25 protein-coding genes and 1 other RNA gene are annotated in these 26,193 nt (G+C 71.0%); 12 read left to right on the top strand and 14 right to left on the bottom strand.

Going from position 1 to position 26,193, the window contains the following annotated elements; all coding sequences use genetic code 11:
* Window positions 1-3: 3 nt before the first annotated feature.
* The 4 genes from ACWDU4_RS05390 to ACWDU4_RS05375 all read right to left on the bottom strand — a co-directional run bounded on the left by ACWDU4_RS05390 (window position 4) and on the right by ACWDU4_RS05375 (window position 6,686).
* Complete coding sequence (locus ACWDU4_RS05390) at window positions 4-540, bottom strand: C40 family peptidase (RefSeq protein ID WP_450112818.1); 537 nt, start codon at window positions 538-540, stop codon at window positions 4-6.
* Window positions 541-708: 168 nt separating this feature from the next.
* Entirely contained in the window at window positions 709-3,723 is a 3,015-nt protein-coding gene (locus ACWDU4_RS05385) for a bifunctional [glutamine synthetase] adenylyltransferase/[glutamine synthetase]-adenylyl-L-tyrosine phosphorylase (RefSeq protein WP_450112817.1), read from the bottom strand.
* A gap of 7 nt (window positions 3,724-3,730) precedes the next feature.
* Window positions 3,731-5,071, bottom strand: a complete 1,341-nt coding sequence (glnA, locus tag ACWDU4_RS05380) for a type I glutamate--ammonia ligase (RefSeq protein ID WP_450112816.1) — start codon at window positions 5,069-5,071, stop codon at window positions 3,731-3,733.
* Window positions 5,072-5,123: 52 nt separating this feature from the next.
* Window positions 5,124-6,686 carry an alpha/beta hydrolase gene (locus ACWDU4_RS05375; RefSeq protein WP_450112815.1) on the bottom strand — a complete coding sequence of 521 codons (1,563 nt, stop codon included), beginning with the start codon at window positions 6,684-6,686 and terminating at the stop codon, window positions 5,124-5,126.
* Window positions 6,687-6,870: 184 nt separating this feature from the next.
* Between ACWDU4_RS05375 and panB the strand changes: the two genes are divergently transcribed.
* The 4 genes from panB (at window position 6,871) to ACWDU4_RS05355 (ending at window position 10,270) form a co-directional block, all read left to right on the top strand.
* Window positions 6,871-7,746, top strand: a complete 876-nt coding sequence (gene panB / locus ACWDU4_RS05370) for a 3-methyl-2-oxobutanoate hydroxymethyltransferase (protein ID WP_450112814.1) — start codon at window positions 6,871-6,873, stop codon at window positions 7,744-7,746.
* Window positions 7,747-7,895: 149 nt separating this feature from the next.
* Entirely contained in the window at window positions 7,896-8,336 is a 441-nt protein-coding gene (locus ACWDU4_RS05365; RefSeq protein ID WP_450112813.1) for a hypothetical protein, read from the top strand.
* On the top strand, window positions 8,336-9,352 hold the full coding sequence (gene pip, locus ACWDU4_RS05360; protein WP_450112812.1) for a prolyl aminopeptidase: 1,017 nt from the start codon (window positions 8,336-8,338) through the stop codon (window positions 9,350-9,352). Before ACWDU4_RS05365 ends, pip begins: the two co-directional genes overlap by 1 nt.
* Before the next feature lie 51 nt (window positions 9,353-9,403).
* Complete coding sequence (locus ACWDU4_RS05355) at window positions 9,404-10,270, top strand: CHAD domain-containing protein (RefSeq protein WP_450112811.1); 867 nt, start codon at window positions 9,404-9,406, stop codon at window positions 10,268-10,270.
* A gap of 10 nt (window positions 10,271-10,280) precedes the next feature.
* Here the strand turns inward: ACWDU4_RS05355 and ACWDU4_RS05350 are convergent, their stop codons facing one another.
* The 3 genes from ACWDU4_RS05350 to rnpB all read right to left on the bottom strand — a co-directional run bounded on the left by ACWDU4_RS05350 (window position 10,281) and on the right by rnpB (window position 12,873).
* Window positions 10,281-11,681 carry an RNB domain-containing ribonuclease gene (locus ACWDU4_RS05350; RefSeq protein ID WP_450112863.1) on the bottom strand — a complete coding sequence of 467 codons (1,401 nt, stop codon included), beginning with the start codon at window positions 11,679-11,681 and terminating at the stop codon, window positions 10,281-10,283.
* 92 nt (window positions 11,682-11,773) lie between these two features.
* Window positions 11,774-11,956 carry a hypothetical protein gene (locus ACWDU4_RS05345; protein WP_450112810.1) on the bottom strand — a complete coding sequence of 61 codons (183 nt, stop codon included), beginning with the start codon at window positions 11,954-11,956 and terminating at the stop codon, window positions 11,774-11,776.
* Between the two features lie 487 nt (window positions 11,957-12,443).
* Window positions 12,444-12,873, bottom strand: an RNA gene (gene rnpB, locus ACWDU4_RS05340) — RNase P RNA component class A.
* Between the two features lie 37 nt (window positions 12,874-12,910).
* Here rnpB and ACWDU4_RS05335 point away from each other — a divergent pair.
* Window positions 12,911-13,435: a DUF1697 domain-containing protein gene (locus ACWDU4_RS05335; protein ID WP_450112809.1), complete on the top strand. Its 525-nt coding sequence runs from the start codon at window positions 12,911-12,913 to the stop codon at window positions 13,433-13,435.
* Between the two features lie 21 nt (window positions 13,436-13,456).
* On the opposite strand, the gene ACWDU4_RS05330 is transcribed toward ACWDU4_RS05335, so the two are convergent.
* The 5 genes from ACWDU4_RS05330 to cobC form a co-directional block, all read right to left on the bottom strand.
* The gene (locus tag ACWDU4_RS05330) at window positions 13,457-14,854 is read right to left on the bottom strand and encodes a dicarboxylate/amino acid:cation symporter (protein WP_450112808.1); all 1,398 of its coding nucleotides are present in this window, start codon (window positions 14,852-14,854) and stop codon (window positions 13,457-13,459) included.
* 318 nt (window positions 14,855-15,172) lie between these two features.
* On the bottom strand, window positions 15,173-16,306 hold the full coding sequence (locus ACWDU4_RS05325; protein ID WP_450112807.1) for a bifunctional RNase H/acid phosphatase: 1,134 nt from the start codon (window positions 16,304-16,306) through the stop codon (window positions 15,173-15,175).
* Window positions 16,303-17,040, bottom strand: coding sequence for a zinc ribbon domain-containing protein (locus ACWDU4_RS05320; protein ID WP_450112806.1), 738 nt, complete (start codon window positions 17,038-17,040; stop codon window positions 16,303-16,305). Before ACWDU4_RS05320 ends, ACWDU4_RS05325 begins: the two co-directional genes overlap by 4 nt.
* Before the next feature lie 142 nt (window positions 17,041-17,182).
* On the bottom strand, window positions 17,183-18,310 hold the full coding sequence (locus ACWDU4_RS05315) for a Nif3-like dinuclear metal center hexameric protein (protein ID WP_450112805.1): 1,128 nt from the start codon (window positions 18,308-18,310) through the stop codon (window positions 17,183-17,185).
* A complete protein-coding gene (gene cobC, locus ACWDU4_RS05310) occupies window positions 18,307-19,344 on the bottom strand; it encodes an Rv2231c family pyridoxal phosphate-dependent protein CobC (protein WP_450112804.1) in 1,038 nt (345 codons plus the stop codon). Before cobC ends, ACWDU4_RS05315 begins: the two co-directional genes overlap by 4 nt.
* 56 nt (window positions 19,345-19,400) lie before the next feature.
* Here cobC and ACWDU4_RS05305 point away from each other — a divergent pair, with 56 nt between their 5' ends.
* The 3 genes from ACWDU4_RS05305 to ACWDU4_RS05295 are packed head-to-tail and all read left to right on the top strand — an operon-like array spanning window position 19,401 to window position 21,538.
* The gene (locus ACWDU4_RS05305) at window positions 19,401-20,060 is read left to right on the top strand and encodes an HAD-IA family hydrolase (protein ID WP_450112803.1); all 660 of its coding nucleotides are present in this window, start codon (window positions 19,401-19,403) and stop codon (window positions 20,058-20,060) included.
* Complete coding sequence (locus ACWDU4_RS05300) at window positions 20,050-20,520, top strand: low molecular weight protein-tyrosine-phosphatase (RefSeq protein WP_450112802.1); 471 nt, start codon at window positions 20,050-20,052, stop codon at window positions 20,518-20,520. Before ACWDU4_RS05305 ends, ACWDU4_RS05300 begins: the two co-directional genes overlap by 11 nt.
* A gap of 52 nt (window positions 20,521-20,572) precedes the next feature.
* The gene (locus tag ACWDU4_RS05295) at window positions 20,573-21,538 is read left to right on the top strand and encodes an SURF1 family cytochrome oxidase biogenesis protein (protein WP_450112801.1); all 966 of its coding nucleotides are present in this window, start codon (window positions 20,573-20,575) and stop codon (window positions 21,536-21,538) included.
* Here ACWDU4_RS05295 and ACWDU4_RS05290 read toward each other — a convergent pair.
* A complete protein-coding gene (locus tag ACWDU4_RS05290; RefSeq protein WP_450112800.1) occupies window positions 21,464-22,456 on the bottom strand; it encodes a cobalamin biosynthesis protein in 993 nt (330 codons plus the stop codon). The two genes, ACWDU4_RS05295 and ACWDU4_RS05290, sit on opposite strands and share 75 nt — an antisense overlap.
* Window positions 22,457-22,594: 138 nt before the next feature.
* On the opposite strand from ACWDU4_RS05290, the gene ACWDU4_RS05285 reads away from it, so the two are divergent.
* The 4 genes from ACWDU4_RS05285 to ACWDU4_RS05270 all read left to right on the top strand — a co-directional run bounded on the left by ACWDU4_RS05285 (window position 22,595) and on the right by ACWDU4_RS05270 (window position 25,477).
* Window positions 22,595-22,972, top strand: a complete 378-nt coding sequence (locus ACWDU4_RS05285) for a type II toxin-antitoxin system Phd/YefM family antitoxin (protein WP_450112799.1) — start codon at window positions 22,595-22,597, stop codon at window positions 22,970-22,972.
* A 256-nt stretch (window positions 22,973-23,228) separates the two neighbouring features.
* Window positions 23,229-23,357 (top strand): hypothetical protein, encoded by a 129-nt coding sequence (locus ACWDU4_RS05280; RefSeq protein WP_450112798.1) that lies wholly within the window; start codon window positions 23,229-23,231, stop codon window positions 23,355-23,357.
* A gap of 489 nt (window positions 23,358-23,846) precedes the next feature.
* A complete protein-coding gene (locus tag ACWDU4_RS05275) occupies window positions 23,847-25,091 on the top strand; it encodes an MFS transporter (protein ID WP_450112862.1) in 1,245 nt (414 codons plus the stop codon).
* Window positions 25,092-25,096: 5 nt separating this feature from the next.
* Window positions 25,097-25,477, top strand: coding sequence for an ArsR/SmtB family transcription factor (locus ACWDU4_RS05270; RefSeq protein WP_450112797.1), 381 nt, complete (start codon window positions 25,097-25,099; stop codon window positions 25,475-25,477).
* A 142-nt stretch (window positions 25,478-25,619) separates the two neighbouring features.
* Here the strand turns inward: ACWDU4_RS05270 and ACWDU4_RS05265 are convergent, their stop codons facing one another.
* On the bottom strand, window positions 25,620-26,117 hold the full coding sequence (locus tag ACWDU4_RS05265; RefSeq protein WP_450112796.1) for an acyltransferase: 498 nt from the start codon (window positions 26,115-26,117) through the stop codon (window positions 25,620-25,622).
* Window positions 26,118-26,193: the final 76 nt, after the last annotated feature.

Here is a 26,193-nt window from a genome sequence, read left to right as displayed (position 1 = left end):
GCCTCAGTACCGGCGAGCGGCGTAGAACGGCATCGAGTCCAGCGGCGCCTTCTTCACCGGCTGACCGGTGGTCGGGGCGTGCACGACCATGCCGCCGCCGGCGTACAGGCCGACGTGCTCGGCGCCGTTGAACAGCACCACGTCACCGGGCTGCAGGTTTCCGCGCCCGACCGGGCTGCCGCCGTTCACCTGGTCGTACGTGGTGCGCGGCACGGAGACGCCGGCCTGCCGGTACGCCCACTGCACCAGGCCCGAGCAGTCGAAGGCATTCGGGCCGGTCGCGCCCCACACGTAGGGGGATCCCAGCTTGGACAGCGCGGCGTCGAGCGCACGCTGACCGTTGGTCGCCATCGGCGCCGGGAGGGGCGCCGAACCGGGGCCGGGGATCTCGACGGTTCCCACTCCGGGGATCGTGATCGGCTGTGCGGCGGCCGGGACGGCCGGCAGCGCCAGCACCCCACCGGCGATCGCGGCGGCCACAACCAGGCCACGAACGGATCGTGAGGTTCGCCGGGTGCTTGGCATGCGGTGCTTCGACATCTTCGCTGGTCCTCCGGGATTCTCCCGCCGACACGGTGCCGGCTCTGCCAACGAAGAATCCAGGGGGCCCGAAAGTCGGACGACCGTGGAAATACCTATGCGTATACCCGTAAAGCGGAAAACACGGAGTCGCCGCGTAGCGTCGTACGCCGTCGACAACGCGGAATGTCAGGCCCCGAAAACCCGTTCCACCACGGCTTTCGCCCGCCGGGTCACCCGCAGATAGTTGTCGAGGAACTCGTTGGCGTCACCGCCGTCGAAACCGGCGACCTGCGCGACCGCGGAGAGCACACGCCCGGGCCCGGGCAGCTGATCGGTGGGCTTTCCACGTACCAGCACCAGCGCGTTGCGGGCCTGCGTGGCGGTCAGCCACGACTCGCGCAGCAACTCGACATCGGTCTCGGCGAGCAGTTCCGCCGCCCCGATCGCGTCGAGGGTCTCGAGGGTCGAGGTGTTGTGCAACGAGGAAACCTCGTGCGCGTGGCGGAGCTGGATCAGCTGCACCGTCCACTCGATGTCGGCGAGCCCGCCGCGCCCGAGCTTGGTGTGCGTCGCCGGGTCGGCGCCGCGCGGCAGCCGTTCGGAGTCGACCCGGGCCTTGATCCGCCGGATCTCGCGCACCGCGGTCTCCGAGACGCCGCCCTCCGGGTAGCGGAACTCGTCGATCATGTGCAGGAACCGCAGCCCCAGGTCCTCGTCGCCTGTGACCGCGTGCGCCCGGAGCAGCGCCTGGATCTCCCATGCCTGCGCCCACTGCCGGTAGTACGCCTGGTACGACGCGAGCGTGCGCACGACCGGACCGTTCCGGCCTTCCGGACGCAGACCGGTGTCGACCTCGAGCGGCGGATCGGTGCTCGGGGCCCCGAGCAGTTGGCGGACCCGGTCGGCGACCAGGTTCGCCCACTTGACGGCCCGCGTCTCGTCGATGCCGATCCGCGGCTCGCAGACGAAGAGCACGTCGGCGTCCGAGCCGTAACCCAGTTCGCCGCCGCCGAGCCGGCCCATGCCGATCACCGCGAGCGACGCGGGCGCCGGCTCCCCCAGCTCCGCCTCGCTCGCGCGGATCACCGCGTCGAGTGCGGCACCGAGCACCGCAACCCACACCGACGACAGCGCGTGGCACACCTGCTGGACGTCGAGCATGCCGAGCACGTCCGCGGACGCCACCCGGGCCAGTTCGTGCCGGCGCAACGACCGGGCCGCATTGACCGCGCGGACCGGATCGTCGTACCGCGCGGACGAAGCGAGGATCCCGCGCGCCACCTCTTCGGGCGCGGCGTCGAGCAGCCGGGGCCCCGTCGGGCCGTCGGCGAAGAGCCGCAGCACGTCCGGCGCCTTGATCAACAGGTCCGGGATGTAGGCCGACGAGCCGAGCACGATCATCAGCCGCTGTGCGACCGCGCCCTCGTCACGCAGCACCCGCAGATACCAGTCGGCGTCGACCATCGCGTCCGACAACCGCCGGTACGCGAGCAGCCCGGCATCGGGATCCGGTGTGTCGCTGAGCCATTCGAGGAGCGTCGGCAGCAGCAGGGCCTGGATCCGGCCCTTGCGCGACGCGCCGGAGGTGAGCGCCTTGAGGTGTCCGAGGGCGTTCTCCGGCGCCACGTATCCGAGTGCGGCGAGCTGACGGACGGCGGCATCCGGGCTGAGCACCAGCGCCTCCTTGTCCAGGCGCGCAACGGATTCGAGCAGCGGGCGGTAGAACAGCTTGACGTGCAGGCGCCGGATGCGGTGCGCGTTGCGCTTGACCTCCGCGTTCAGCACTCCGAGCGAGTCGAGACGTCCGTCGGGACGCATGTGCGCCGCCCGCGCCAGCCAGCGCAACGCCTCTTCGTCCTCGGCCGGCGGCAGGGTGTGCGTGCGCTTGAGCTTCTGCAGCTGCAGCCGGTGCTCGATCAGCCGCAGGAACTCGTAGGAGGCGGTGAGGTTGGCGGCGTCGTCACGGCCGATGTAGCCGCCGCCGGCGAGGGCGGTCAGCGCGTCGATGGTGCTCTGCACCCGCAGCGACTCGTCCGCCCGGCCGTGCACCAACTGCAGCAGCTGCACCGCGAACTCGACGTCGCGCAGGCTGCCGCGGCCGAGCTTGATCTCCCGCTCGCGCAGCTCGGGCGGGACCATCTCCTCCACCCGCCGGCGCATCGCCTGCACCTCGGGGACGAAGTCCTCACGTTCGGCGGCAGTCCACACCATCGGGTTCAGCGCGTCGAAGTAGCGCTGGCCGAGCTCGAGGTCACCGGTGGCCGGGCGAGCCTTGAGCAGCGCCTGGAACTCCCACGTCTTGGCCCAGCGCTTGTAGTAGGCGATGTGCGAGTCCAGGGTGCGGACCAGCTCACCGCGTTTGCCCTCCGGGCGCAGCGCGGCGTCGACCTCGAAGAACGCGGAGGTGCCGATCCGCATCAGCTCTCCGGCCAGCCGGCTGGTCGTGGAGTCGGCCGGCTCGGCGACGAACACGACATCGACGTCGCTGACGTAGTTCAGTTCGCGCGCACCGCACTTGCCCATCGCAATGACCGCGAGCCGGGACGGGCACGGGCCGTCCGGGAAGATGGTCGCGACGGCGACCGCAAGGGCCGCGGTGAGGGCGGCGTCCGCCATGTCCGACAGCTGGCGCCCGACCGCCTGGTACGGCAGCACCGGCTCGTTCTCGACGACCGCCGCCAGGTCCATCGCCGCGAGCACCATCAGCTGGTCGCGATACGTCCTGCGGAGCGCAAGGACGGCGTCCGGTCCGGTGATTCCGGCGCGATACACCAGGTTGGTCTCGGACGCGGACGCGTCGGGGACGGCCTGGACCGCGGCTAGCAGTTCGTCGGTCAGTTCCTTGTGGGTCGGCAGCAACACGTCCCCGCGCAGCAGCCGCCACTTCTCGGGGTCCGAGGCCAGATGGTCGCCGAGCGCACTCGACGCGCCGATCACCCCGAACAGCCGGCCCCGCAGGCCGGTGTCGGCGCGCAGGGCGGCGTCGAGTTCGGCCCAGCCCTCACCGAGGCCCTCGCGCATCCGGACCAGGGTGCGCAGCGCCAGGTCCGCGTTCGCCGCACGCGAGAGCGACCACAGCAGTTCGACGCTGTCGGTGTTCACCCAGTCCAGTGCCGCCAGTTCGCCGGGCGCGGTGGCCTCGACGAGACCGAGTCGACCGACGCCGGGGATCGTGGACCGGGCCGTGGGTGGCTTGACCATCGTCGGATTACAGCCCCAGGTAGCTCTGCAGCTCGAACGGCGTCACCTGGCTGCGGTAGTCCTCCCACTCCCGCCGCTTGTTGCGCAGGAAGAAGTCGAACACGTGCTCGCCCAGTGTCTCCGCGACGAGTTCCGAACGCTCCATCTCCGCGAGAGCTTCCCCGAGGCTGCCGGGCAGTTCCTTGTAGCCCATCGCACGGCGCTCGGCCGCGGTCAGCGACCACACGTCGTCCTCGGCCTCCGGCGGCAGCTCGTAGCCCTTCTCGATGCCGCGCAGACCGGCCGCGAGCAGCACCGCGAACGTCAGGTACGGGTTGCAGGCGGAGTCGGGGCTGCGGATCTCGACACGCCGCGACGACGCCTTGTTCGGCGTGTACATCGGCACCCGCACCAGCGCGGACCGGTTCGACGGCCCCCACGACGCGGCGGTCGGCGCCTCGCCGCCGTGCACGAGCCGCTTGTAGGAGTTCACCCACTGGTTGGTGACGGCGCTGATCTCGTTGGCGTGCTCGAGAATGCCGGCGATGAACGCCTTGCCGGTCTCCGACAGCTGGTTCGGGTCGTCGGGGTTGTGGAAGGCGTTGTTCTCGCCCTCGAACAGGCTCATGTGCGTGTGCATCGCGGAGCCCGCGTGCTCGGCGAACGGCTTCGGCATGAAGCTGGCGCGCACGCCCTCGTTCCGCGCGACCTCCTTGACGACGTAGCGGAAGGTCATCACGTTGTCCGCCATCGACAGCGCGTCCGCGTAGCGCAGGTCGATCTCCTGCTGACCCGGCGCGGTCTCGTGGTGGCTGAACTCGACGGAGATGCCCATCTGCTCGAGCGCGTCGATGGCGTGCCTGCGGAAGTTCGGCGCCGAGTCGTGCACGGCCTGGTCGAAGTAGCCGCCGCTGTCGGCGGGGACGGGCCGGGTGCCGTCCATCGGACCGTTCTCGAGCAGGAAGAACTCGATCTCCGGGTGGACGTAGCAGCTGAACCCGAGGTCGCCGGCCTTGCTCAGCTGCCTGCGCAGCACGTGCCGCGGATCCGCCCACGAGGGCGTCCCGTCCGGCATCGCGATGTCGCAGAACATCCGGGCCGAGTGCTGCCGCCCGTCCTTGTGTTCCCACGGCAGCACCTGGAACGTCGACGGGTCCGGCTTGGCGACGGTGTCGGCCTCCGAGACGCGGGAGAAGCCCTCGATGGCCGAACCGTCGAAGCCGATGCCCTCACTGAAGGCACCCTCGAGCTCGGCCGGGGCGATCGCCACGGACTTGAGGTAGCCGAGCACGTCGGTGAACCACAGTCGGACGAAACGAATGTCGCGCTCTTCGAGAGTGCGGAGCACGAATTCCTTTTGGCGATCCATGCACGCGAGAGTAGGCATCGCGCGTTAAATCTGTGTTACATCGCAGGAGTGGTTACGAACACGTGAGGTCGGCGCCGGGAGCGGCCAGGTCGATCAGGTACGCGACCACCGGATCGTCCACACAGGAGACCCCGTTCAACGCCACCGTGTGCTGGGTGCCGCGGTAGGTGATCAGCGCCGCGCCGAGCTGCTTGGCCAGGTCCACACCCGCCTGGTAGGGCGTCGCCGGGTCCTCCGTGGTGGACACGACCACGACCTGCGGCAGTCCCGCCGCGTCGACGGCGTGCGGCGTGGAGGTCGACGGCACCGGCCAGAAGGCACACGCGTCGAGGGGGGCGTTCCCGGTGCCGCGACCGTCGTCGAGGAACGGCGCCGCCCGCCGGTAGGCGTCGTCACCGGCCGCCGCCACCGCGCGGTCGGTGACCGCGGGATCGTCGACGCAGCGGACCGCGTTGAACGCGTCGTTGATGTTGCTGTAGCTGCCACCGTCACTGCGGCCCTGGTACTGATCGGCGAGTAGCAGCAGCGAGTCCCCGCGCCCCTGTTCCAGCGCGGACAGGCCGCTGCGCAGCGCACCCCACAACTGCGGCGAGTACAGCGCCTGCTGCACACCGGTGATCGCGTCCTGATACCCCAGCCCGCGCGGGTCCGTCGTCTCGGCCGGCCGGGTGATCAGCGGGTCCACCAGCGCCCGGAACCGCGGCACCGCCTGTCCCGGGTCCGAGCCGAGCGGGCAGTTCGCCTTCGTCGCGCAGTCGGCGGCGAAGTCCTCGAACGCCCGCTGGAACCCGGCCGCCTGCAACACCGTTTCCTCGACCGGATCCTGCTGCGGGTCGACCGCACCGTCGAGCACCATGGCCCGCACGTTGCCGGGGAAGGTCTCCGCGTAGGTCGAACCCAACCGGGTGCCGTACGAGTAGCCCAGGAAGTTCAACTGTTCGTCGCCGAGCACCGACCGGATGACGTCCATGTCGCGGACCACCTCACGGGTACCGACGTGGGCGAGGAACTCGGTTCCGGTGCGCTGCGCGCACTTGGCGGCGTAGTCGGCGTTCACCGACTCGGAGTGCGCAATCCCCTCGGGACTCATGTCCACCCGCGGATCGGCGCGGTCGGCGTCGAACTCGGCGTCGGTCAGGCAGCGGATCTGTGGGGTGGACGCCCCGATCCCGCGCGGGTCGAACCCGATCACGTCGAACCGCTCGGCGAGGTCGGTGCCGTCCGCTGCGGTCGCCATCGACAGTCCCGACGCCCCGGGCCCGCCCGGGTTGACCAGCAGCGAGCCGATCCGGTCCCCGGTTGCGGCGCTACGCGAGATCGCGACCTGCGCGGTGTCGCCGGTCGGGTTGTCGTAGTCCACCGGCACCGTGACACGGGCGCACTCGAGGCCGCTCGCGAGCGGACCGTCCGTCTCGTAGTCGGTGCAGGACTCCCAGTGCACGTCCTGGGTGTAGAACCGCTCGAGCCCGACCGGGACCACGCCCGCGCCCGACGTCGGAGCCGCCGACTCGACAGGAGTCGGCGTCCCGGTCTCGGTCCCGCCCCCGGCGCAGCCGGCGACGAGTGCGGCCACCGCAATACCCGCGACCAGCGCCGCGGGAGTCCTCATACGCATGGCCTCGATGGTGCCACGCACCAGCGAACGCCCAGTTCCTCGCCGTTCGGCGGGTCCAGGACCTGCCGAACGTCGGTGTGACGAACCGCACGGTCGCGGCGGGGTCCGACGATGGCAGACTGTGCTTGTCATCACCCACAACCCGGGGACCCGCACTGGGCCTCGAGGCACGAAAGGGACACTGATGTCCGAGAATCCTGCGTCCGCGAACTCTGCGTCCGAGAACGCTCCCGTGTACGGCGGCGCACCGGCCCAACCGGCCAAGCGCACCAAGATCCGCACCCACCACCTGCAGGCGATGAAGGCCGAGGGACAGCGCTGGGCGGAACTGACCGCCTACGACTACTCCACGGCCCGAATCTTCGACGAGGCCGGCATCCCGGTTCTGCTGGTCGGCGATTCCGCCGCAAACGTCGTCTATGGCTACGACACCACGGTCCCGGTCACCGTCGACGAGATGCTCCCCCTGGTCCGCGGCGTGGTCCGCGGCGCCCCGCACGCCCTGGTGATCGCCGACCTGCCGTTCGGCAGCTACGAGGCGTCGCCGCAGCAGGCGCTCGAGACCGCCTTCCGCTTCATGAAGGAGGGACAGGCGCACGCCGTGAAGCTCGAGGGTGGCGAGCGCGTGGCCCCGCAGATCGCGGCACTGACCTCCGCCGGCATCCCGGTCCAGGCGCACATCGGCTTCACCCCGCAGTCCGTGAACAGCCTCGGCGGGTTCCGGGTGCAGGGCCGCGGCGACGGTGCCGAGCAGCTCGTCGCCGACGCGATCGCGGTCCAGGAGGCGGGCGCGTTCTCCGTGGTGATGGAGATGGTGCCCGCCGAGCTCGCCGGGCAGGTCACCCGCAAGCTGACCATCCCGACGGTCGGCATCGGTGCCGGCGTCGAATGTGACGCCCAGGTGCTGGTCTGGCAGGACATGGCCGGCTACACCAGCGGCAAGACCGCGAAGTTCGTGAAGAAGTTCGCCACGGTCGGTGAGACGCTGCGCGGCGCGGCCGCCGCGTACGCCGACGAGGTGCGGGCCGGCACGTTCCCCGCCGCCGAACACAGCTTCTGACCGACACGGCCTCCCCCGGTCGGCGCGGCCCGGTCCCGGGCTCTCCGGGCGGTGGCACACTACGGTGTGGCCGCCACCCGGGGAACCGGGCGCCGTCCGCGTCCGTTGACTGCTCGACGGGTTCCTCTTCGACAGACTGGGGTCACCACATGTCCTTCCGCCGTTACGCTTTCGCCGTCGCCGGTGCCGCCGCCATCCTCGGCCTGACCGCGGGGTGCGCGACCGAGACGACACCGGCCCCCGGCCCGACCTCCGCCGCTCCGGCTCCGGGCACCGGCGCCGCCGCGGCGCCGGGCACGGTGATCCCGGGTGATTCCGGCGGGGTCACGACCACGCAGGCCGAGAAGCTGTGCTCGGACATGGCCGCCCAGCTGCAGAACTGGCGCACCTACACCCCGACGATCGGCAAGGGCGGTCTGAACACCGTCGTGGGCACCTGGGCAGCGCAGAACGGCATCAACATGATCGACCTGGTCGCACACAAGGCCCGGGTCGACGTGATCACCTCCGCACAGTGCCCGGACGTGCGGGAGGGCGCGATGTCCGCGCTCGAGATCCCCGACCTCGCCTCCGGCCTGATCGGCTTCTGATGGAGCACGGTGGCGATGCCGCCCGGGCGATGCGCGGCGGCGGTGCCGCCCAGACGTTGCGCGGTCCGTACCCGCCGATCGAACCGCACCTGACCGGGATGCTCGACGTCGGGGACGGGCAGCGCATCCGCTGGGAGCAGAGCGGCAATCCGGACGGTAAGCCGGTGGTGTTCCTGCACGGCGGCCCCGGCGGCGGCACCACCCCCGACCATCGGCGGTTCTTCGACCCGGCCGCCTACCGCATCGTGCTGTTCGACCAGCGCGGGTGTGGTGGGTCCACCCCGCATGTCGCGGACGGCGCCGACCTGTCGGTCAACACCACCGCCCACCTGATCGCCGACATCGAGAAGCTGCGCGAGCACCTCGGGGTCGAAAGCTGGCAGGTGTTCGGCGGCTCGTGGGGGTCGACGCTGGCACTGGCGTACGCGCAGGCCCACCCGGACCGGGTCACCGAGTTGGTGCTGCGCGGCATCTTCCTGCTGCGCCGCAGCGAGATCGACTGGTACTACAACGGCGGCGCGAGCGCGATCTATCCGGACCGGTGGGAGGAGTTCCTCGCCCCGGTACCGGAAGCCGAACGCGACGGCGACCTGGTGCAGGCGTATCACCGGCTGCTGCACGACCCGGACCCGGACGTCGCGGCGGCCGCCGCGGTCGCGTGGTCGACCTGGGAGGGCGCGACCAGCGAGTTGGTGCCGAAGACCGATCACGTGGAGCGGAATTCGGAGGAGCGGTTCGCGTTGGCGTTCGCGCGGATCGAGAACCACTACTTCGTCAACGACGGATTCCTCGCCGAGAACCAGCTGCTCGACGGCGTGGACGCGATCACCCACATCCCCGCGGTGATCGTGCAGGGCCGCTACGACGTGGTGTGCCCGGTGACGACGGCGTGGGCGCTGCACCGGGCCTGGCCGTCCGCGCAACTGCACATCGTCGACGACGCCGGCCATGCCGCCGGCGAACCCGGCATCACCCATCACCTGGTCGAGGCGACGGACTCGTTCCGGAACCGGTGACACGCACCGCGGGGGCATGCGGCGCCCGCGCAGGTGCGGTAGACCTGTGCTGTGGGCAAGCACAGGCAAGCGGACCGCGCGGCGGTGCTGGAGTACGTCCGTGAGCAGCGGGACCGGCTCACCGGGCTGACCGACGCGGTGCGGGCGGACGAGCCGGACGCCGTGCACCGGATGCGGGTGGCGGCGCGGCGGCTGCGGAGTGTGATCGGAACGTACGGGTCGATCTTCCCGGCGGACGCCGCCGATCCGGTGCGGGACGAATTGCGGTGGCTCGGATCGGTACTCGGCCGCGCACGCGACGCCGAGGTGGTTGCCGACCACTTCGCGACGGTCCTCGACGCCCTGCCGCCGGACGTGCTGCGCGGCCCGGTGCGGTACCGGCTGGTCGACGCGCACCGCGCGGGGTATGCCGCCGCCCATGCCGACGCCGTGGCGGCGCTGGCCGGACCGAGACACCGCGACCTCGTCGCTGCCCTGGACGCCCTGTGCGCCGACCCCGCGAGCACCGGTCGCCCACGCGCCGAGCTGCGCCGGGCTCACCGACGGGTCATGAAGGCGAGCCGGAAGGCCGGACTGCGCGATCGGGACGAGGTGCCGGGCCCGCCGGATGCCCTGCACACCACCCGCAAACGAGCGAAGGCCCTGCGCTACGCGGCGGAGGCGTTCACCGCGTCCCGCCCACGGGCCGAACGCATAGCGGTGGCGGCGGAACGACTGCAGACGGTGCTCGGCGAACACCAGGACGCGGTGGTCGCGCGGGCGGAGGTGATTGCGGCCGCGGACCGCGCCCGGGCGGCGGGCGAGGACACCTTCACCTACGGGGTGGTCGCCGCCGAGGAGACGGCGCGCGCCGACCGGTCGGCGCAGGGCGCGCGGGCGGAAGTGGCTGCGATCAAGGATCGCCGCCGGGACCTGTGAGTGCGGACGCTCAGGCGTCGTAGGCGAAGCGGACCGTCCGCTCCTCGGTGTCCGCCTGATCCAGCCGCACCGACACCCGCTCACCCTCCGGGGGATTGCCTGCGCACCGGGCGATCACCGCAGGATCCTCGACGAACACCTCGGCGTCCCGTTTGCCGTCGGCGCCCCGCAGCACGACCGCGTCGAACCGCTCCCCCTCGCGGCCGGCGAGCACGTTGGCCTCCGTCAGATCCAGACAGGCGCGTTCCACCCTGCCCGCCAGTTGGTCCGATCCGCGCATCAACTCCGGCAGCAGGGGCAGCACCCGCCGAACCCACTGCGGCACTTCGTCTCCCGCGGTGACCGCGAGGCAGATCTCGGTACTGAACCGGTCCGAGAGGCGCCGCAGCGGGGCGGTGACGTGCGCGTACGGGGCACCGATTCCGGCGTGCACCGTCAGCTCCGGGACCTCGCCGTCGAACGCCGCGTAGTCGGCGCCGCGCAGCAGAGCCGTCGCGTCGCTCATCATCGCCAGCGTGTCGGGTGCGTTCGCCTCCAGACCGGCGAGCATCTCGCCGACCGGCATCGCCGCCGGCCAGTCCACTCCGAGTGCCCGCGCCGAGCGGCGCAACGCGAGCACCGCGTCGGCCGGGGCGGGCGGCAGCGTCCGCAGCAGCCCGACCCCCGCGTCCAGCATCAGTCGCGCCGCGCACATCCCGGTCAGCAAGGACGCCTCGGCGTTCCAGTCGTCGACCTCGGTGCGCGGCTCGATGTCCAGCCGCCAGCCGCCGTCGCCGTCGGACACCACCGTCTGCTCCGGAAGCTTCAGCTCGATCGCCCCGCGGTCCACCGCTGACGCCAGCCGCAGCTTGCCGAATTCCGGCAGCGCCGCGATCGAGGGATGCAGCGACCCGGTAGCCGAATCCGCCTGTACCCCCGCATAGTCGAAACGTGCCACCGACCGGACCAACGCCCGGCTCACCCCGAACGTCACCGGCTCCGCGCGATCGTCGAGTTCGATGCGCCACAGCGCCGCCGGCCGCACCCGGTCGGGAAGCAGGCTCGCAGCGTCCTCCGACAGCACCCGCGGGTGCAGCGGCAACGAACCGTCGGGAAGGTAGTAGGTCTGCCCGCGGCGCCGGGTCTCGTGGTCGAGGTGACCGTTCGGCTCGACCACCGCGGCGACGTCCGCGATCGCGTAGTGCAGGACGAACCCGGCCGCGGTCCGCTCCAGATGCAGTGCCTGGTCGAGATCCATCGACCCCGGCGGGTCGATCGTGACCAGCGGCAGGTCGGTGTGGTCGACCCGGTCGGAGGCGAACCGGTCCCGCGCCGACTCGGCCTCGGCGGACGCCGCGGTGGGGAAGTCACCCGGCAGGGAGAAGGCTTCCCTGACCGCTTCGAAGTCGATGCCGCGGGCGGAGATTCGCATGGTCACGAACCGAGCCTAGTGCCCCGTGCCGATACGCCTTCGACAGGCAACGGTCCGCGCGAGACACCACCGTTCAGCCGGCGGTTCGGCCGTCAGTCATCCCAGTCGTGATCGGCCTTGTCCGCGGCCTTGTTCCGTTCGGCCGCGATCTCCAGCGCCCGTTCCGCGGTCGCCCGGTCCGGATACGGTCCCATCCGATCGAGCCCGCGCGCGTCCTTGCCCTGTCGCACCGAACCGTCGGAAACGCAGTAGTACCACTGCTCGTCGTCGCTCATCGGTCCAGTGTGCGCCATGTCCCGTCGTCCGGCCATCAGGTGACGCGCGTGTGAATTCGAGTCCCGGCCGCAACAAATCCGGGACAAGCCTTGAGCGGAAGTGACAAGCATGAGATTCTTACGCCGTAGCGGGCCACGGATCGTCGACTTCCCTCGGCGGATCGTGGCCTTTTGATCTGTCCTGGATCAGCTGCGCTGCAACGACCCCGAACGGAGAACCCCCCAACCATGGAGCCGATGTCCTACCTGCTCTTCGACGCACTGCTTCCGCACCTGGGCGAGAAGGAAGCGAAGCACTGGGCGACCCTTCTCGTGATCAACCCGGTCTAGATTTCCCGCGTCGACAGTGCCCTCGTCCACGGACGGGGGCATTTTCGCGTTTTCGGCACGGCCGGAATCTCCGCCATTCGACACCGCCGGAATCCTCCGCTCTTCGCGTGGGCGGCATCGATGCGTCGGGGCGTTCGCGCCGACGGACCGGTGTGGGCGGACGAGTTGGCCTGTAAGCCGGATCCTGTTCCCGGCGCCGAAACGCCGGGCGGCGACCATCCATCTGGGCACACCGTTGCCGGGTACCTCGAGCGGTCCACCCGCAGGCTCGGGCGAGCAGCCCTCGAACACCTGCGCAGCCGCACCTGTGAAGGTGCGGCCTTCGACCTTGCTCCGGGCGGGGTTTACCTAGCCACCCCGGTCACCCGGGGTGCTGGTGCGCTCTTACCGCACCGTTTCACCCTCACCGACGCCATGGCCTCGAAAGGCCATGGGCCGGCGGTCTGTTTTCTGTGGCACTGTCCCGCGGGTCACCCCGGGTTGCCGTTAGCAACCGCCCTGCTCTGTGGAGTCCGGACTTTCCTCGGCGCCGGGCCTGCACGCTGGCTGCGTACGGTTCCCCTCGCCGCGGCCGCCCGACCAACTCGTCCGCCCGTACAGACTACCCGGCACTAGGGTCTGGGCATGACACGGTACGTGGCCCTGTTGCGGGGTGTGAACGTCGGCGGGATCAACATCAAGATGGCCGACCTGTCGGACACGATCTCCGGCGCCGGGTTCGCGAAGGTGAAGACGGTGCTGGCATCGGGCAACGTCCTGTTCGACTCCGACCGCACCGACGCTGCGGGCATCAAGTCCGACATCGAGGCGGCACTGCGCGACCGGTTCGGCTACGAGGCCTGGATCGTGCTGGTGGATCAGCCGACCCTGGCGAGGATCGTCGAGCGCTTCCCGTTCGATGCCGACCGCGAGGGCTGGCATCCCTACGTGCTGCTCTCGTCCGACCCGGCGGTGCTCGACGACCTGGTCGCCGCCGCCGACGCCCTCGACCTCGGGGACGAGGCCCTGCAGCTCGGCGACGGGGTGCTGTACTGGCATGTCGAACGCGGCCAGACGCTGACGAGCCCGTTCGGCAAGCTCACCGGCAGGGCGAGGTACAAGTCCACCACCACGAACCGAAACCTGCGCACCCTCCGCAAACTGCTGTAGGTGCGCTCGCGGCTCCACCGGTCAGGCGTGAACGGGTTCCCGGTCGCTCGACGGTGTCGCGGATGCGGCGTCCTCGTCCGCGAACGGGTCGCCGTTCCGCTCGGCGTTGTACAACTCCCCGTCGAGGATGCCCTCGCGCTTCGCGACGATCGTCGGCACCAGAGCCTGCCCGGTGACGTTGAGAGCGGTGCGGCCCATGTCGACGATCGGTTCGACCGCCAGCAGCAGGCCGACACCGGCGAGCGGCAGCCCGAGCGTCGAGAGGGTCAGGGTGAGCATCACCGTGGCCCCGGTGGTCCCGGCGGTGGCCGCGGAGCCGATCACCGCGACGACGACGATCAGCAGGTAGTCCGTCAGGGTCAGGTCGAGACCGTAGAACTGGGCGACGAAGATCGCGGCGATCGCCGGGTAGATCGCGGCGCAGCCGTCCATCTTGGTGGTCGCGCCGAGCGGCACCGCGAAAGACGCGTATTCACGGGGCACCCCGAGGTTGCGTTCGGTGACCCGCTCGGTCAGCGGCAGGGTGCCGATCGAGGAACGGGACACGAACCCGAGCTGGGTGGCAGGCCACACCCCGGAGAAGAACCGGCGCACCGACAGCCCGTGCACCCGGATCAGCACCGGGTAGACCACGAAGAACACCAGGGCCAGGCCCAGGTAGACGGCGGCGGTGAACCAGCCGAGCTGGCCCAGTGCGTCCCAGCCGTAGGTTGCGACGGCCTTCGCGATCAGCGCGGCGGTGCCGATCGGGGCCAGGCGGATGATCCACCACAGCACCTTCTGCACGATCGCCAGCAGCGCCGCGTTGAAGTCGAGGAACGGCTGCGCCTTCTCCCCCACCTTCAGCGCTGCGACACCGATCGCGATCGCGATCACCAGCAGCTGCAGCACGTTGAAGCTCAGCGACGTGCTCGCGACGCCGTCGGTGACGGTGGTCTTGGCGCCGAGGGCGAGGAAGTTCTGCGGGACGAGGCCGGTGAGGAACGCCCACCACGACCCGGACGACTTCGGCGCTGCGGCGGCGGCCGCGTCCACGGTGGTGTTGGCACCGGGCTGGACGATCAGGCCGACGACGATGCCGATGACGACGGCGATCAGCGCGGTGATCGCGAACCACAGCAGGGTCTGCACGGCCAGGCGCGCGGCGTTGGCGACCTGTCGCAGGTTCGCGATGGAGCTGACGATCGCGGTGAACACGAGCGGGATCACCGCGACGGTGAGCAGCGCGACGTAGCTGGACCCGATGGTGGTGATCGTGCCGACCAGCCAGTTCGGGTTGCCGTCGTCCGCTTTGGGCATCGAGCGGGCGAGCAGGCCGATCAGGACTCCGGCGACCAGACCGATCACGATCTGGGTACCGAAGGAGGTTGCCCACGCGGGTAGGCGGCGCCCGGTCGGGGCGCTGGAGGGGGCCGACATTCGACGGACCTTTCTGCGGGCGCGCAGCACGGATCACAGGTGTGCGCGGGGGAGGCTGACATTGGAGTGGAATCCGACGGCCGCGGCGAACTGGCGGCCGTCCCGGGACGTGTGCGTCGACCGGGGTCAGCGGGTACAGACGGCGCTCGACTGCAGACAGTTGTCGACGAAGCGTCGGCAGGTCAGCAGCGGGGTCACCCGCGACATGTTACCCCCGCTAAAGAATGCGCTTCGCGCCCGTGCGCCTTTCCGGTGACCGGAGCCACCTGAAAGGCGCACAGGCTGGGGACACCTCCCGCTTGCGGGGGACGCAGCCGCCTACAGGTGCGAGGTGTCGTTGACGAGACGGACGGAGGCGCCGCCGTCGGGGTAGAACTCGGCGATCGAGAGCGACGCGAGGTCCAGGTGCAGCCGGTACAGCAGCGCCGGTCCGGCGTCCAGGGCGAGCTGCAGCAGCGTCTTGATCGGCGTCACGTGCGAGACGACCAGCACGTTCCGGCCGGGATGCTCGCGGGTCAGGTCGTCGCGGACGGCGTCGACGCGGACGCGGACCTCGTCGAAGCTCTCCCCGCCCGGCGGACGCACCGACGTGTCGCCGAGCCAGCGGCGGTGCAGGTCGGGATCGCGCTCGCTCGCCTCCCGGAACGTCAGACCCTCCCACGCGCCGAAGTCGGTCTCGGTCAGACCCTCGTGAACCACGACCTCGAGACCGAGCGCATCCGCGGCCGCCTGCGCGGTCTGCCGGGCCCGGCCGAGCGGCGACGACACCACCGCCTCGATCCCGCCGCGGGACCCGAGGCGCGTCGCGGCGGCCGCCGCCTGCGCCCGCCCGACGTCGGTCAGCTCCGGGTTGCCGCGACCGGAGTACCGCCGCTCCACCGACAGCTCGGTCTGTCCGTGCCGCAACAGCAGCAGGCGGGTCGGTTTGCCGACCGCGCCGGTCCAGCCGGGAGCGGTCGGCGTCTTCTCGGTCGCCGCGGGCACCGGCGCCACCTCGGGGACGTCGGCGGGCACACCGGCGGCGCCGTCCATCGCCTCGTTCGCGAGCCGGTCCGCGTGCGAGTTCTGGGCACGCGGGATCCAGGTGTAGGTGACGACGTCGAACCCCGCGGCCAGCTCCCCTGCGCGCCGCGCGAGCGGAATCATGTCCGGATGCTTGACCTTCCAGCGGCCCGACATCTGTTCGACGACGAGCTTGGAGTCCATCCGCACGTCGACGACGTCGGCACCGAGATCGGCCGCGGCGGTCAGCCCGGCGATCAGGCCGTTGTACTCGGCGACGTTGTTCGTCGCGATGCCGATGTCCTCGTTCCGTTCGGCGAGCACCCGCTCGCGGCCGGCGTCGAAGACGACGGCGCCGTAGCCGGCCGGGCCCGGGTTGCCCCGCGATCCCCCGTCGGCTTCGACGATGACACGAGTGGAGCCCGCGGAACGAGCATCCGCCGCAGTCACAGACCGGATTCCTTGGTGCGCACCATGATTGCGCTGCACTCGGGGCACCGGACGACGACGTCGGGAGCGGTGGCCGCGATCCGGGCGACCTCGCCGCGGTCGATCTCGATGCGGCATGCCCCGCAGCGGCGAGCCTGCAGCAACGCCGCCCCGGCCCCGCCGCCGGAGCGCTGACGCTCGTACACGGCGAGCAGGTCCTCGGGGAATTCGCCGACGAGCGCGGTCCGGTCCGCCTCGCAGCGCTGCTGCGCGGCGTCGAGGTCGGCGAGCGCGTCGTCGCGGCGGCGGCCGGCGTCGACGAGGGCGTCGTCGATCTGGTCGACCTGGCCTCCGGCGTGCTCGTAGTCGGCCTGGGTGGCCTCACGCCGCTCCATCACCTCGAGCAGGTCCTCCTCGAGGGCCTCCTGCCTGCGGGTGAGGCTGGCGAGCTCGTGCTCGAGTTCGGTGAGCTGCTTGGCGCCGACGGTACCGCTCTGGAGCAGCTGCCGGTCCCGGTCCTCACGCTTGCGGACCGCCTCGACCTCGCCCTCGAGCTTGGCGATGTCGCGGTCCAGGTCGTCGAGCACGATCTGCACGGCGACCGCGGCGTCCTTGCGTCCCACCCGGTCGGCTTCGAGGCGCTGCACCTCCTCCTGCTCGGGAAGGGTGCGCCTGCGGTGCGCGATCCGGGTCAGCTCGGTGTCGACCGCGGCGAGGTCGAGCAGCTTGGCCTGGATCCGGGGTTCGACGTTCACGCGGGCTTCGCTCCTGCTTGGTGTTCGGCGGTGGTGGGTATCGCATACCGTACCGCCCGCAGAGCCCCTCCCCGAACGGGTGAAGGGCACCTCTGTCCGGTTCACCCGAACGCAGGTGCCCTTCACCCGGTCTGCGGCGGGGTCAGCCGCCGAGGGTCCAGGGGTCGGTGCGGACGGTGGAGACGGTGGCGGCCCAGCCGTCGCCGCCGCCGAAGCGGGTCTCGAGGAGATCGCGGGCCTGCGCGCACCAGGGCTGCTCGCTGGCCCAGTGTGCGACGTCGACGAGGACCGGTCCCCCGCCGCGCAGGTGTTCGTCGGCGGGATGGTGCCGCAGGTCCGCCGTCACGTAGGCGTCGACGCCGTGGGCCCGGGCCACCCCCAGGTAGGAGTCGCCGGAGCCGCCGCACACCGCGACGGTGCGCACGACCGTGTCCGGGTCGCCGGCGGCACGGACACCCCAGGCCGTCTCCGGCAGCGCGCGGCGCACACGCGCAGCGAACTCCCTCAGCGACTCGGGTTCCGGGAGCTCCCCGACCCGGCCGATGCCGAGCGCGGAGCCGGTGTCGGCGAGTTCGAGGACGTCGAACGCCGGCTCCTCGTACGGGTGCGCCGACCGCAACGCGGCAAGCACCCGCGACCGCAGCGTTCGCCGCGCGACGACCTCCACCCGGTCCTCGGCGACCCGTTCGACTCGTCCGACGGTCCCGAGCGCGGGGTTGGCGTCGGCGCCGGGCAGGAACTGGCCGGTGCCGGGGACGGTCCAGCTGCAGCAGCTGTAGTCGCCGACGTGCCCGGCCCCAGCCGCGAACAGCGCCTCGCGCACGACGGCGGTGTCGGTGCCGGGCACCATCACCACCCATTTGTCGAGCGGCTCGGACGGCGCCGGGTCCAACGGGCCGGTCACGGTCAGCCCGAGCGCGTGCGCGAGCGCGTCGGACACCCCCGGGTCGGCGGAGTCGGCGTTGGTGTGCGCGGTGTACAGCGCGCACCCGCCGCGGATCAGCCGGTGCAGCAGAGCGCCTTTCGGGGTGTGCGCGCCGACGGTGTCGACTCCGCGCAGCAGCAGCGGGTGGTGCACGAGCAGCAGCTGCGCACCCCAGGCGAGGGCCTCGTCGACGACGGCCGCGGTCGCGTCGACGGCGACCATCACGCGGCTCACCGGGTCGGCGGGGTCACCGCACACCAGCCCGACGGAGTCCCAGCTCGCCGCGAGCGCGGGCGGGTACGCCTCCTCGAGCGCCGAGATCACCTCGGCCAGGACAACACTCATGCCAGAACCTCCGTCAGTGCGGTCACCAGGGCGTGCGCCGACGCGGCGGCGCGGACGGCGACACGAATGTGGTCCGGATCCAGTCCGGGGAAAGTGTCGCAACGCCGGACCGCGATCCCCTTCTCCTGCAGTTTCTTCCGAACCAGGTCGGCATCGGGAACCCGGAGCAGCAGGAACGGGGCCCGCGCCGGCCCGACGACGTCCACCCCGGCGGCGCCGAGCATCTCGACCATCGTGGCGCGTTCGTCCTCGATCAGCCGCGCCTCACGTTCCGACCACGCGACCGCCTCCGGTTCGCTGCACGCCCGGATCGCCTCGAGCTGCAGGCTGCCCAACGGCCAGTGCGCCCGACCGACCTGCAGCCGCGCCAGCAACTCCGGCGGACCGAGCACGTAGCCGCAGCGCAGCCCGGCGAGCGCGAAGGTCTTCGTCAGTGACCGCAGCACCAGTACGTCGGGCAACGACCGGCCGGCCAGCGACTCCGGCTCGCCCGGCACCGCGTCTCCGAACGCCTCGTCCACCACCAGGATTCGACCGGGGCGGCGCAGCGCCAGCACCTCGTCCGCCGGGTGCAGCACCGACGTCGGGTTGGTCGGGTTGCCGAGCACCACGAGGTCCGCGTCGTCCGGAACCGCGGCGGCGCCGAGCCGATACGGCGGCGGCAGCACCACCTGGTGCACCGGGACCCCGGCCTCCCGCAGCGCCCACTCGGGTTCGGTGAACGACGGGTGGATCAGCGCCGCCAGCCGCGACCCGAGGCGCGGCAGCATCGCGAACCCCTCCGCGCCGCCGGACAGCAGTAGCACCTCGTCCGGGTGCCGGCCGTGCCGGGCGGCGACCTGCGCGCGGGCGGCGTGGTCCGCGTCGGCCGACGGATACCGCCCGAGGGTCGGCAGCGCCGCGGCGAGGCGGGCCGCGAGCCAGTCCGGGGGGCCGTCCCCGCGGACGTTGACGGCGAAGTCCGACAGCCCGGGCACCGCATCGACGTCGCCGTGGTGGCGCAGGTCGATGCCGCCGGAAGCTGGGGTGTCCACGACCGGCAGTCTATGGCGGTCCGGTGCTCGCCGATCGAGGCAGGCAGGATGGACGAGTGAGTTCCCCCGCGATCACCCTGTTCGACCTCGACGGCACCCTCACCGATTCCGCGCCCGGCATCGTGTCCGGATTCCGGCACGCGTTGGCGTCGGTCGGCGCGCCGGAACCGGACGGCGACCTGGCCCGGCTGATCCTCGGCCCGCCGATGGCGGACACCTTGCGCACGGTCGGTCTCGACGACGCGACCGCGGACCGGGCGCTGGCCGCCTACTTCGACCGCTACGACAGCGTCGGGTGGGCGGAGAACGAGGTGTTCGACGGGATCGCGGACCTGCTCTCCGCGTTGTCGCGGACCGACACCCGGCTGGCGGTGGCGACGTCGAAGTCGGAGCGGTTCGCGGTCCGCATCCTCGACCACTTCGGTCTCGCCGACCATTTCGAGGTGATCGCGGGCGCGTCCGCGGACGGCACCCGGCGGGCGAAGGCGGATGTCATCGAGCACGCGCTGCGCGGACTCGGCGTCGCACCGGTCGCCGGAGGCACCGCCGGGGTGGTGATGGTCGGCGACCGTGTCCACGACGTGCACGGCGCCGCGCACTGGGGCATCCCGACGGTGTTCGTGCACTGGGGATACGGGGCGGACTCGGAGGCCGCGGACGCCGCGTGGTCCGCGGCGACCGTCGCCGATCTGGGGGCGATCCTCCATGCGAGCTGAACGACTCCACGTCACCTTCGTGTGCACCGGGAACATCTGCCGCTCCCCGATGGCGGAGAAGATCCTGCTCGGGTACCTGATCGATGCCGGCCTCGCCGACGCGGTGCGGGTGTCGAGCGCAGGGACCGGCGACTGGCACGTCGGCGACGACGCCGACCACCGGACCACCGAGGTGCTCGCGACGCACGGGTATCCGACCGGGCACCGCGCCGCGCAGGTCGGACGCGATCACCTGGGCGCGGACCTCGTGGTCGCTCTCGACCGCGGCCACGAGCGGGCGCTCGCGCACCTGGGCGTACCGACCGACCGGCGCAGGCTGCTGCGCAGTTTCGACCCGGACGCCGACGGCGACTCGGTGCCGGACCCGTACTACGGCGACCTCGACGACTTCGAGTTGGTGCGTGAGCAGATCGAGGCCGCGATTCCGGGACTGCTGGACTGGGTGCGGGAACGGCTGTGATCCCGCACACGCACATTTCGGGGTCTCCATCCACGCCCAGTACCGTGGTGTCGTGGGAAGGCTGAAGTTTCTGCTGCGTCCGGGCTGGGTCGCGTTGGCTGTCGTCGTCGCCGGATTCGCCTACATGTGCTTCACGGTGCTGGCGCCGTGGCAGCTCGGCAAGAACACCAACACCTCGCACCGCAACACCCTGATCGAGGAGTCGATCGACGCCGACCCCGTTCCGGTCGAGTCGATTCTGCCCATCTCGGGCCCGATCCCGGCGGACGACGAGTGGCGACAGGTCACCGCGACCGGCACCTATCTGCCCGACCACGAGGCGCTCGTGCGGCTGCGGTCCATCGAGGGTGACCCCGCCTACGAGGTGCTCACGCCGATGCGGTTGTCCAGCGGCCCGGTGATCCTGGTCAACCGCGGCTACGTCCGCCCCGTGCAGGGCACGCTCGCACCGCCGATCGACCCGCCCCCGGCCGGAGAGGTGACGGTCACCGCCCGTGCCCGCGCGTCGGAGGGCACCATCGCAGGCAAGGAGCCCCTCACCGAGAACGGCGTCATCCAGGTCTACTACGTCGACGCCGGGCAGGTCGGCGCTGCCGTCGGTCTGCCGCTCGTGGAGGGCTGGTTCCAGCTCGCATCCGACCAGCCCGGGTCGCTGACCCCGATCCCGCTGCCGCAGCTCGACGCCGGGCCGTACCTGTCGTACGGGCTGCAGTGGCTCGCGTTCGGCGTCATGGCGCCGCTCGGGTTGGCCTACTTCGTGCGCGCCGAACTGCGGGAACGGCGACGCGAACGCGAACGCACGGTCGTCGAGCCCGCGGCTCCGGCCGACGAGGTCCCCGCCCCCGCCGAGGACCCGGCCCGGACGGTCGCGGTCACCGTTACCACCGCCGACACCGCGGAGCACGACGACGACATCGTCCTCCCGCGGCGCCGGTTCGGCCGCTCAGCGCCGGCGGAGCCCGAGACGATGACGGCGACGGAGGCGAAGCTCGCCGACCGCTACGGCAAGCGCCGCTGACCCGAGCGCCGCACCGGCCTGCACCGCCGTCGACAGCCGCGCGACCCGCGCGATGTCGGTGACTCGCGGGGCCGGGCCGTCACCGAGGGTCGGCCGTTCCTCGACGCCGTACGGGTATTCGGTGCGGCCGCCGAGCCGCACTCCCAGCGCTCCGGCCATCGACGCCTCCGCGACCCCGGCGTTCGGGCTCGGGTGAGCGCCCGCATCCCGGTGCCACGCGCGCGCCGCCGACCGCGGTGAGCCCCCGACGACCGGGGCGGCGGCGACCGCGAGTAGTCCGGTCACCCGGGCGGGCACCAGGTTCACCACGTCGTCGAGGCGGGCCGCCGCCCAGCCGAAGTGCAGGTACCGCGGCGACCGGTAGCCGATCATCGCGTCGAGGGTGTTGATCGCCCGGTACCCGAGCGCCCCCGGCACCCCGGCGACCGCCGCCCACACGAGCGGGGCGACGGTCGCGTCGGAGGTGTTCTCGGCGAGCGATTCGACGGTGGCGCGGGCGATGCCGTCGGCGTCGAGGGACTGCGGGTCCCGGGCGCACAGTGACGGCACCAGCTCACGTGCCCCGGCGAGGTCGTCGGCCGCGAGCCGGTCGGCCATCCGGTTCCCGACCCGGGTCAGCGACGTGCCGCCGAGCGCGGTCCAGGTCGCCGCCGCGACCGCGGCCGTCTCCCCCGCCCAGCCGAGCCGGCGCGCCACGCGAGACCCGAGCGCCGAGCCACCGACGACGGCACCGACGAGAAGTCCGGTGTGCAGCGCCCCGGCCGCACGCGAGTCGCGGTGGGTGAACCGCTCGAGGGCCGCCGCGGCCGTCCCGAAGCCGGCGACCGGATGCCGGCGCACCGGATCGGCGAAGGCTCGGTCGGCGAGAGCGCCCAGGACGATGCCGGTCGCGCGGGCAGAGATCCTGGGTCGAGTCACACCGGTAGTTGTACCAATCGTGGTCACCCGGGCCGGTGGTGCCCGTCGCACGCCCGGACGCTTCGTCCCTCCCCGGTCCCACACCGGTTCGACGAGATTGTCGTGTCCGTGTCCGATTCACCGCTCGGTGGTGGAAGGATGCCGGAGTCAGTTCAGCGGCGAATGGAGTCGACGGCGGTGGTGGCGACGGTGAAGTCCGCGCGCAAACGGTTGGCATCGCTCATCCGGGACGTCAACGAGAACACGGTCGCGGTGGAGATCGCCGGCAAGAGCAACAGCGCCGTACTCATCTCGCTTGCGCGGTACACCGCGCTGCAGGAGGCGAACTTCCTGCTCCGCTCACCGGAGCTGATGGAGAGCCTGCGGAGGGAGATGGCCCGCTCGCTTGCGCCTGCCCCCGAAGAGCAGGTCACCGAGAGCGGCGATGCGGCCACGCATTCGGCCGAGAAGCGCAAGCGAGGGTCCCGGGCCCAGGCGCGGAAGAAGCGAAAGAAGCGGAAGAAGAAAACCCGGTGATCCTGGCCTCACGGGCCGTCGTCGCCGGTTCGTCCGACCCCGCCCGCGTTGCGGCACGGAACCTCCGTCGTCGCCGGTCGGCCTGCGAGTTCCACATTCGGAAATAAACGTTCGCGAATATGTGAACGCGTATGCGGACGTGCGAATATGGAAATAAATTGACTCTCGTCACACTTGTTTACAAATCACCTCGAATTAGTGGATGCTTCCCCGGGTATTTACGCGGCCATTGCCGCACAAGAAAAGGAGAGCACGCATGGGTTCCGCCGAGATCGTTCCGTTCCTCGACCTCGTCGCCGACTTCGCCGGCGCCACGAGCGATCTGTTCGGGGCGCTGAGCTTCTTCACCGGTTCCGCCGAAACCGTGAGCGAACTGCTCGGATAGCAGCCGCGGTCGGTGTCGAGCGCCGCCCCGCGTGAGCGGCGCTCGACACCACCGGGCGGGGCGGCCGCGACCGCGAGCCCCTCATTCGGGCGGAAACCCCACTCCGCGCAATTTTCCCCACTTCACTTCCCTCGTTCGTTCCGGCCAGGACCCCTGGTTCCCAATTCTCGCCTTTTCCCGGGCGCTTCACCGCAAATAGGCACGTTCGGCATTCGATGGCCGCTCAGCCTGCCGTTCACAGCGCCGGCAGCAAGCTCCGGCGGCACTCCCCCCGAGAGTCCGTTTCCGAGCGGCATGCCCACCCCCGACGGGTCGGAAGTCGATGCCGGCGGCGATGGCGTGTGTCCTCCTCCGGGCGACTGGCGCACGGAAGGCCTTCCGGTCTCGACGGCAGCGGGATCAGACCTGACCATGCATAGGTGCACAGGTGCGCACATAAAGGATATCTTTGGATCGATTCGACAGTCGAACGATCCCGGAGGTCCCGTGTTGATGAGCGTGCTGCGTCACCGCGAATACCGTCGGCTGTTCACCGCGCAGGTCGTCGCACTGGTCGGCACAGGCCTGCTGACGGTCGCACTCGGACTGCTGGCCTACGACATCGCAGGCAGTCAGGCCGGAGCGGTGCTCGGGACGGCGCTGGCGATCAAGATGGTCGCCTACGTCGCGGTCGCCCCGGTGATCACCGCGGCCACCGACCGGGTGCCGCGGAAGTTGCTCCTCGTGTCCGCGGATGTGGTGCGCGCCGCGATCGCGCTGCTGTTGCCGTTCGTCGAGCAGGTGTGGCAGATCTACCTGCTGCTCTTCCTGCTGCAAGCGGCCTCGGCGACCTTCACCCCGACGTTCCAGTCGGTGATCCCCTCCATCCTCGACGACGAGGACGACTACACCCACGGCCTCTCCCTCTCCCGCCTCGCATACGACCTCGAATCCCTGCTCAGCCCCGTGCTGGCCGCCGCCCTGCTGACGGTGATCTCCTACAACCTGCTCTTCCTCGGCACCGTCGCCGGATTCGTCGCCTCCGCCGCCCTGGTCGTCTCGACATCCCTGCCGCGCCTGATCCCCGCCGACCGGTCGATCCCGCTCGTCCACCGCATCACCGGCGGTGCACGCGTGATGCTCTCCCGTCCCGTCCTGCGCGGACTGCTGGCGATGAACCTCGCCGTCGCCGCTGCCACCGGCCTCGTCGTCGTCAACACCGTCGTCTACGTCCGAGACCTCCTCGGCGGCACCAACACCGGCGTCGCGCTCGCCCTCGGCTGCTACGGCGGCGGCTCCATGCTCGTCGCCCTCCTCATCCCCAGGCTGCTCACCCGCGTCGACGACCGGACCGTCATGCTGACCGGTGCCGTGATCCTCCCCATCGGGTTGGCCGCGGTCACCGCTGTCCTGGCCATCGACCCGTCACCCGGCGTGGGGTGGGCGGCGCTCACCGTGCTCTGGATCGTGCTCGGCGCCGGAACGTCGATGATCAACACCCCCTCGGCCCGACTGCTTCGAGCCGAGTCGACCCTCGACACACGCGCCTCGGTGTTCACCGCCCAGTTCTCCCTCTCCCACGCGTGTTTCATGCTCACCTACCCGATCGCAGGATGGGTCGGCGCCCAGACCAGCCAATTCACCGCCGCAGCGGTCCTGACCGCGATCGCTACACTCGCAACAACAACAGCAACGCGGGCATGGCCGAAAAGCGTCGGCCTCGCAGTGCCAGAGATGGTGACGGCCGGAAGGTGACAACGATGGCTGCGGACAGCACGAACACCGGCGCCACACCGGCCACCACCGTGGCCAGCCTCACCCACGCCACCGCACCGGATCAGCCGCGCCTCGACGCCGCGACGAGCACCTTCCGGATGCTCTCCGACCCCACCCGCCTGCACATCCTCTGGATCCTCACCGAAACCGACGCCGACGTCACCGCCCTGACCGACGCCTGCGGCGCCTCCCGCACCGCCGTCAGCCAACACCTCGCCAAACTCCGCTTCACCGGTTTGGTCGACACCCGCAAAGACGGCCGCCGCGTCATCTACAGCATCCGCGACGGCCACCTCACCCGCCTCGTCCGCGAGGGCATGAACCACGCCGACCACGTCGTCACCGGCGAACCCCCACACGAATAGCCCCAGACAAACCTCACACCGGTCCGCTCCAACGAACGAGGGACCAACCAAGCCGAGCCCGAAGACCATCATCCTCCGAGCGGCGATCCAGACTCAGGCAGCAGACTTCGTGATCCGGCCGCACCGACGAGTCGAGCTCCCGTCACCCCGGGATGCCGGATCGCGACGCACCGACCGGCAGGTCCCGCACCCGCCGCGCCGGGTTGCCCGCGTAGAGGCCGTTGGGTTCGCAGTCGCGGGTGACGACGGCACCCGCCCCAACGATGCAACCGGGACCGACCGTCACCCCGGGCAGCACGATCGCGCCCGCGCCGATCCAGCTGCCGTCGCCGATGGTGATCGGCCGGTGGAACACCCGGCCCCCGCGCCCGTCCTCCGGACCGATCTCGTGGCTACTGGTGATGAACTTGGCACCGTGCCCGACAGCCACCTGCCGGCCGAGCGTGATCGGCGCGGTCCCGTCGAACAGCACCCCGCGGTTGACGAAGGTCCCCACCCCCATCCGAATGTCCTTGCCACCGAAGTGGCATCCCGCATAGATGCCCGCGCCCCATACCCGCGCACCCGCGGCGAGCAGCAACAGGATCCGCAGCCACACCGGCACGAACGGGGAGGACTGGATGATCGTGATCAGGCGCATCGCGTCACGATAGCCGCGCGCGCTCTACGCTTGACGCCGCAGCGTCCTGCCGAGACATCCCCCGCCGGAGCACAGA

The sequence above is a fragment of the Rhodococcus sp. NPDC003348 genome (genome assembly GCF_053589375.1).
Note: the sequence above shows the minus strand (reverse complement) of the source record. Positions and strands in the feature narration are given on the sequence as shown.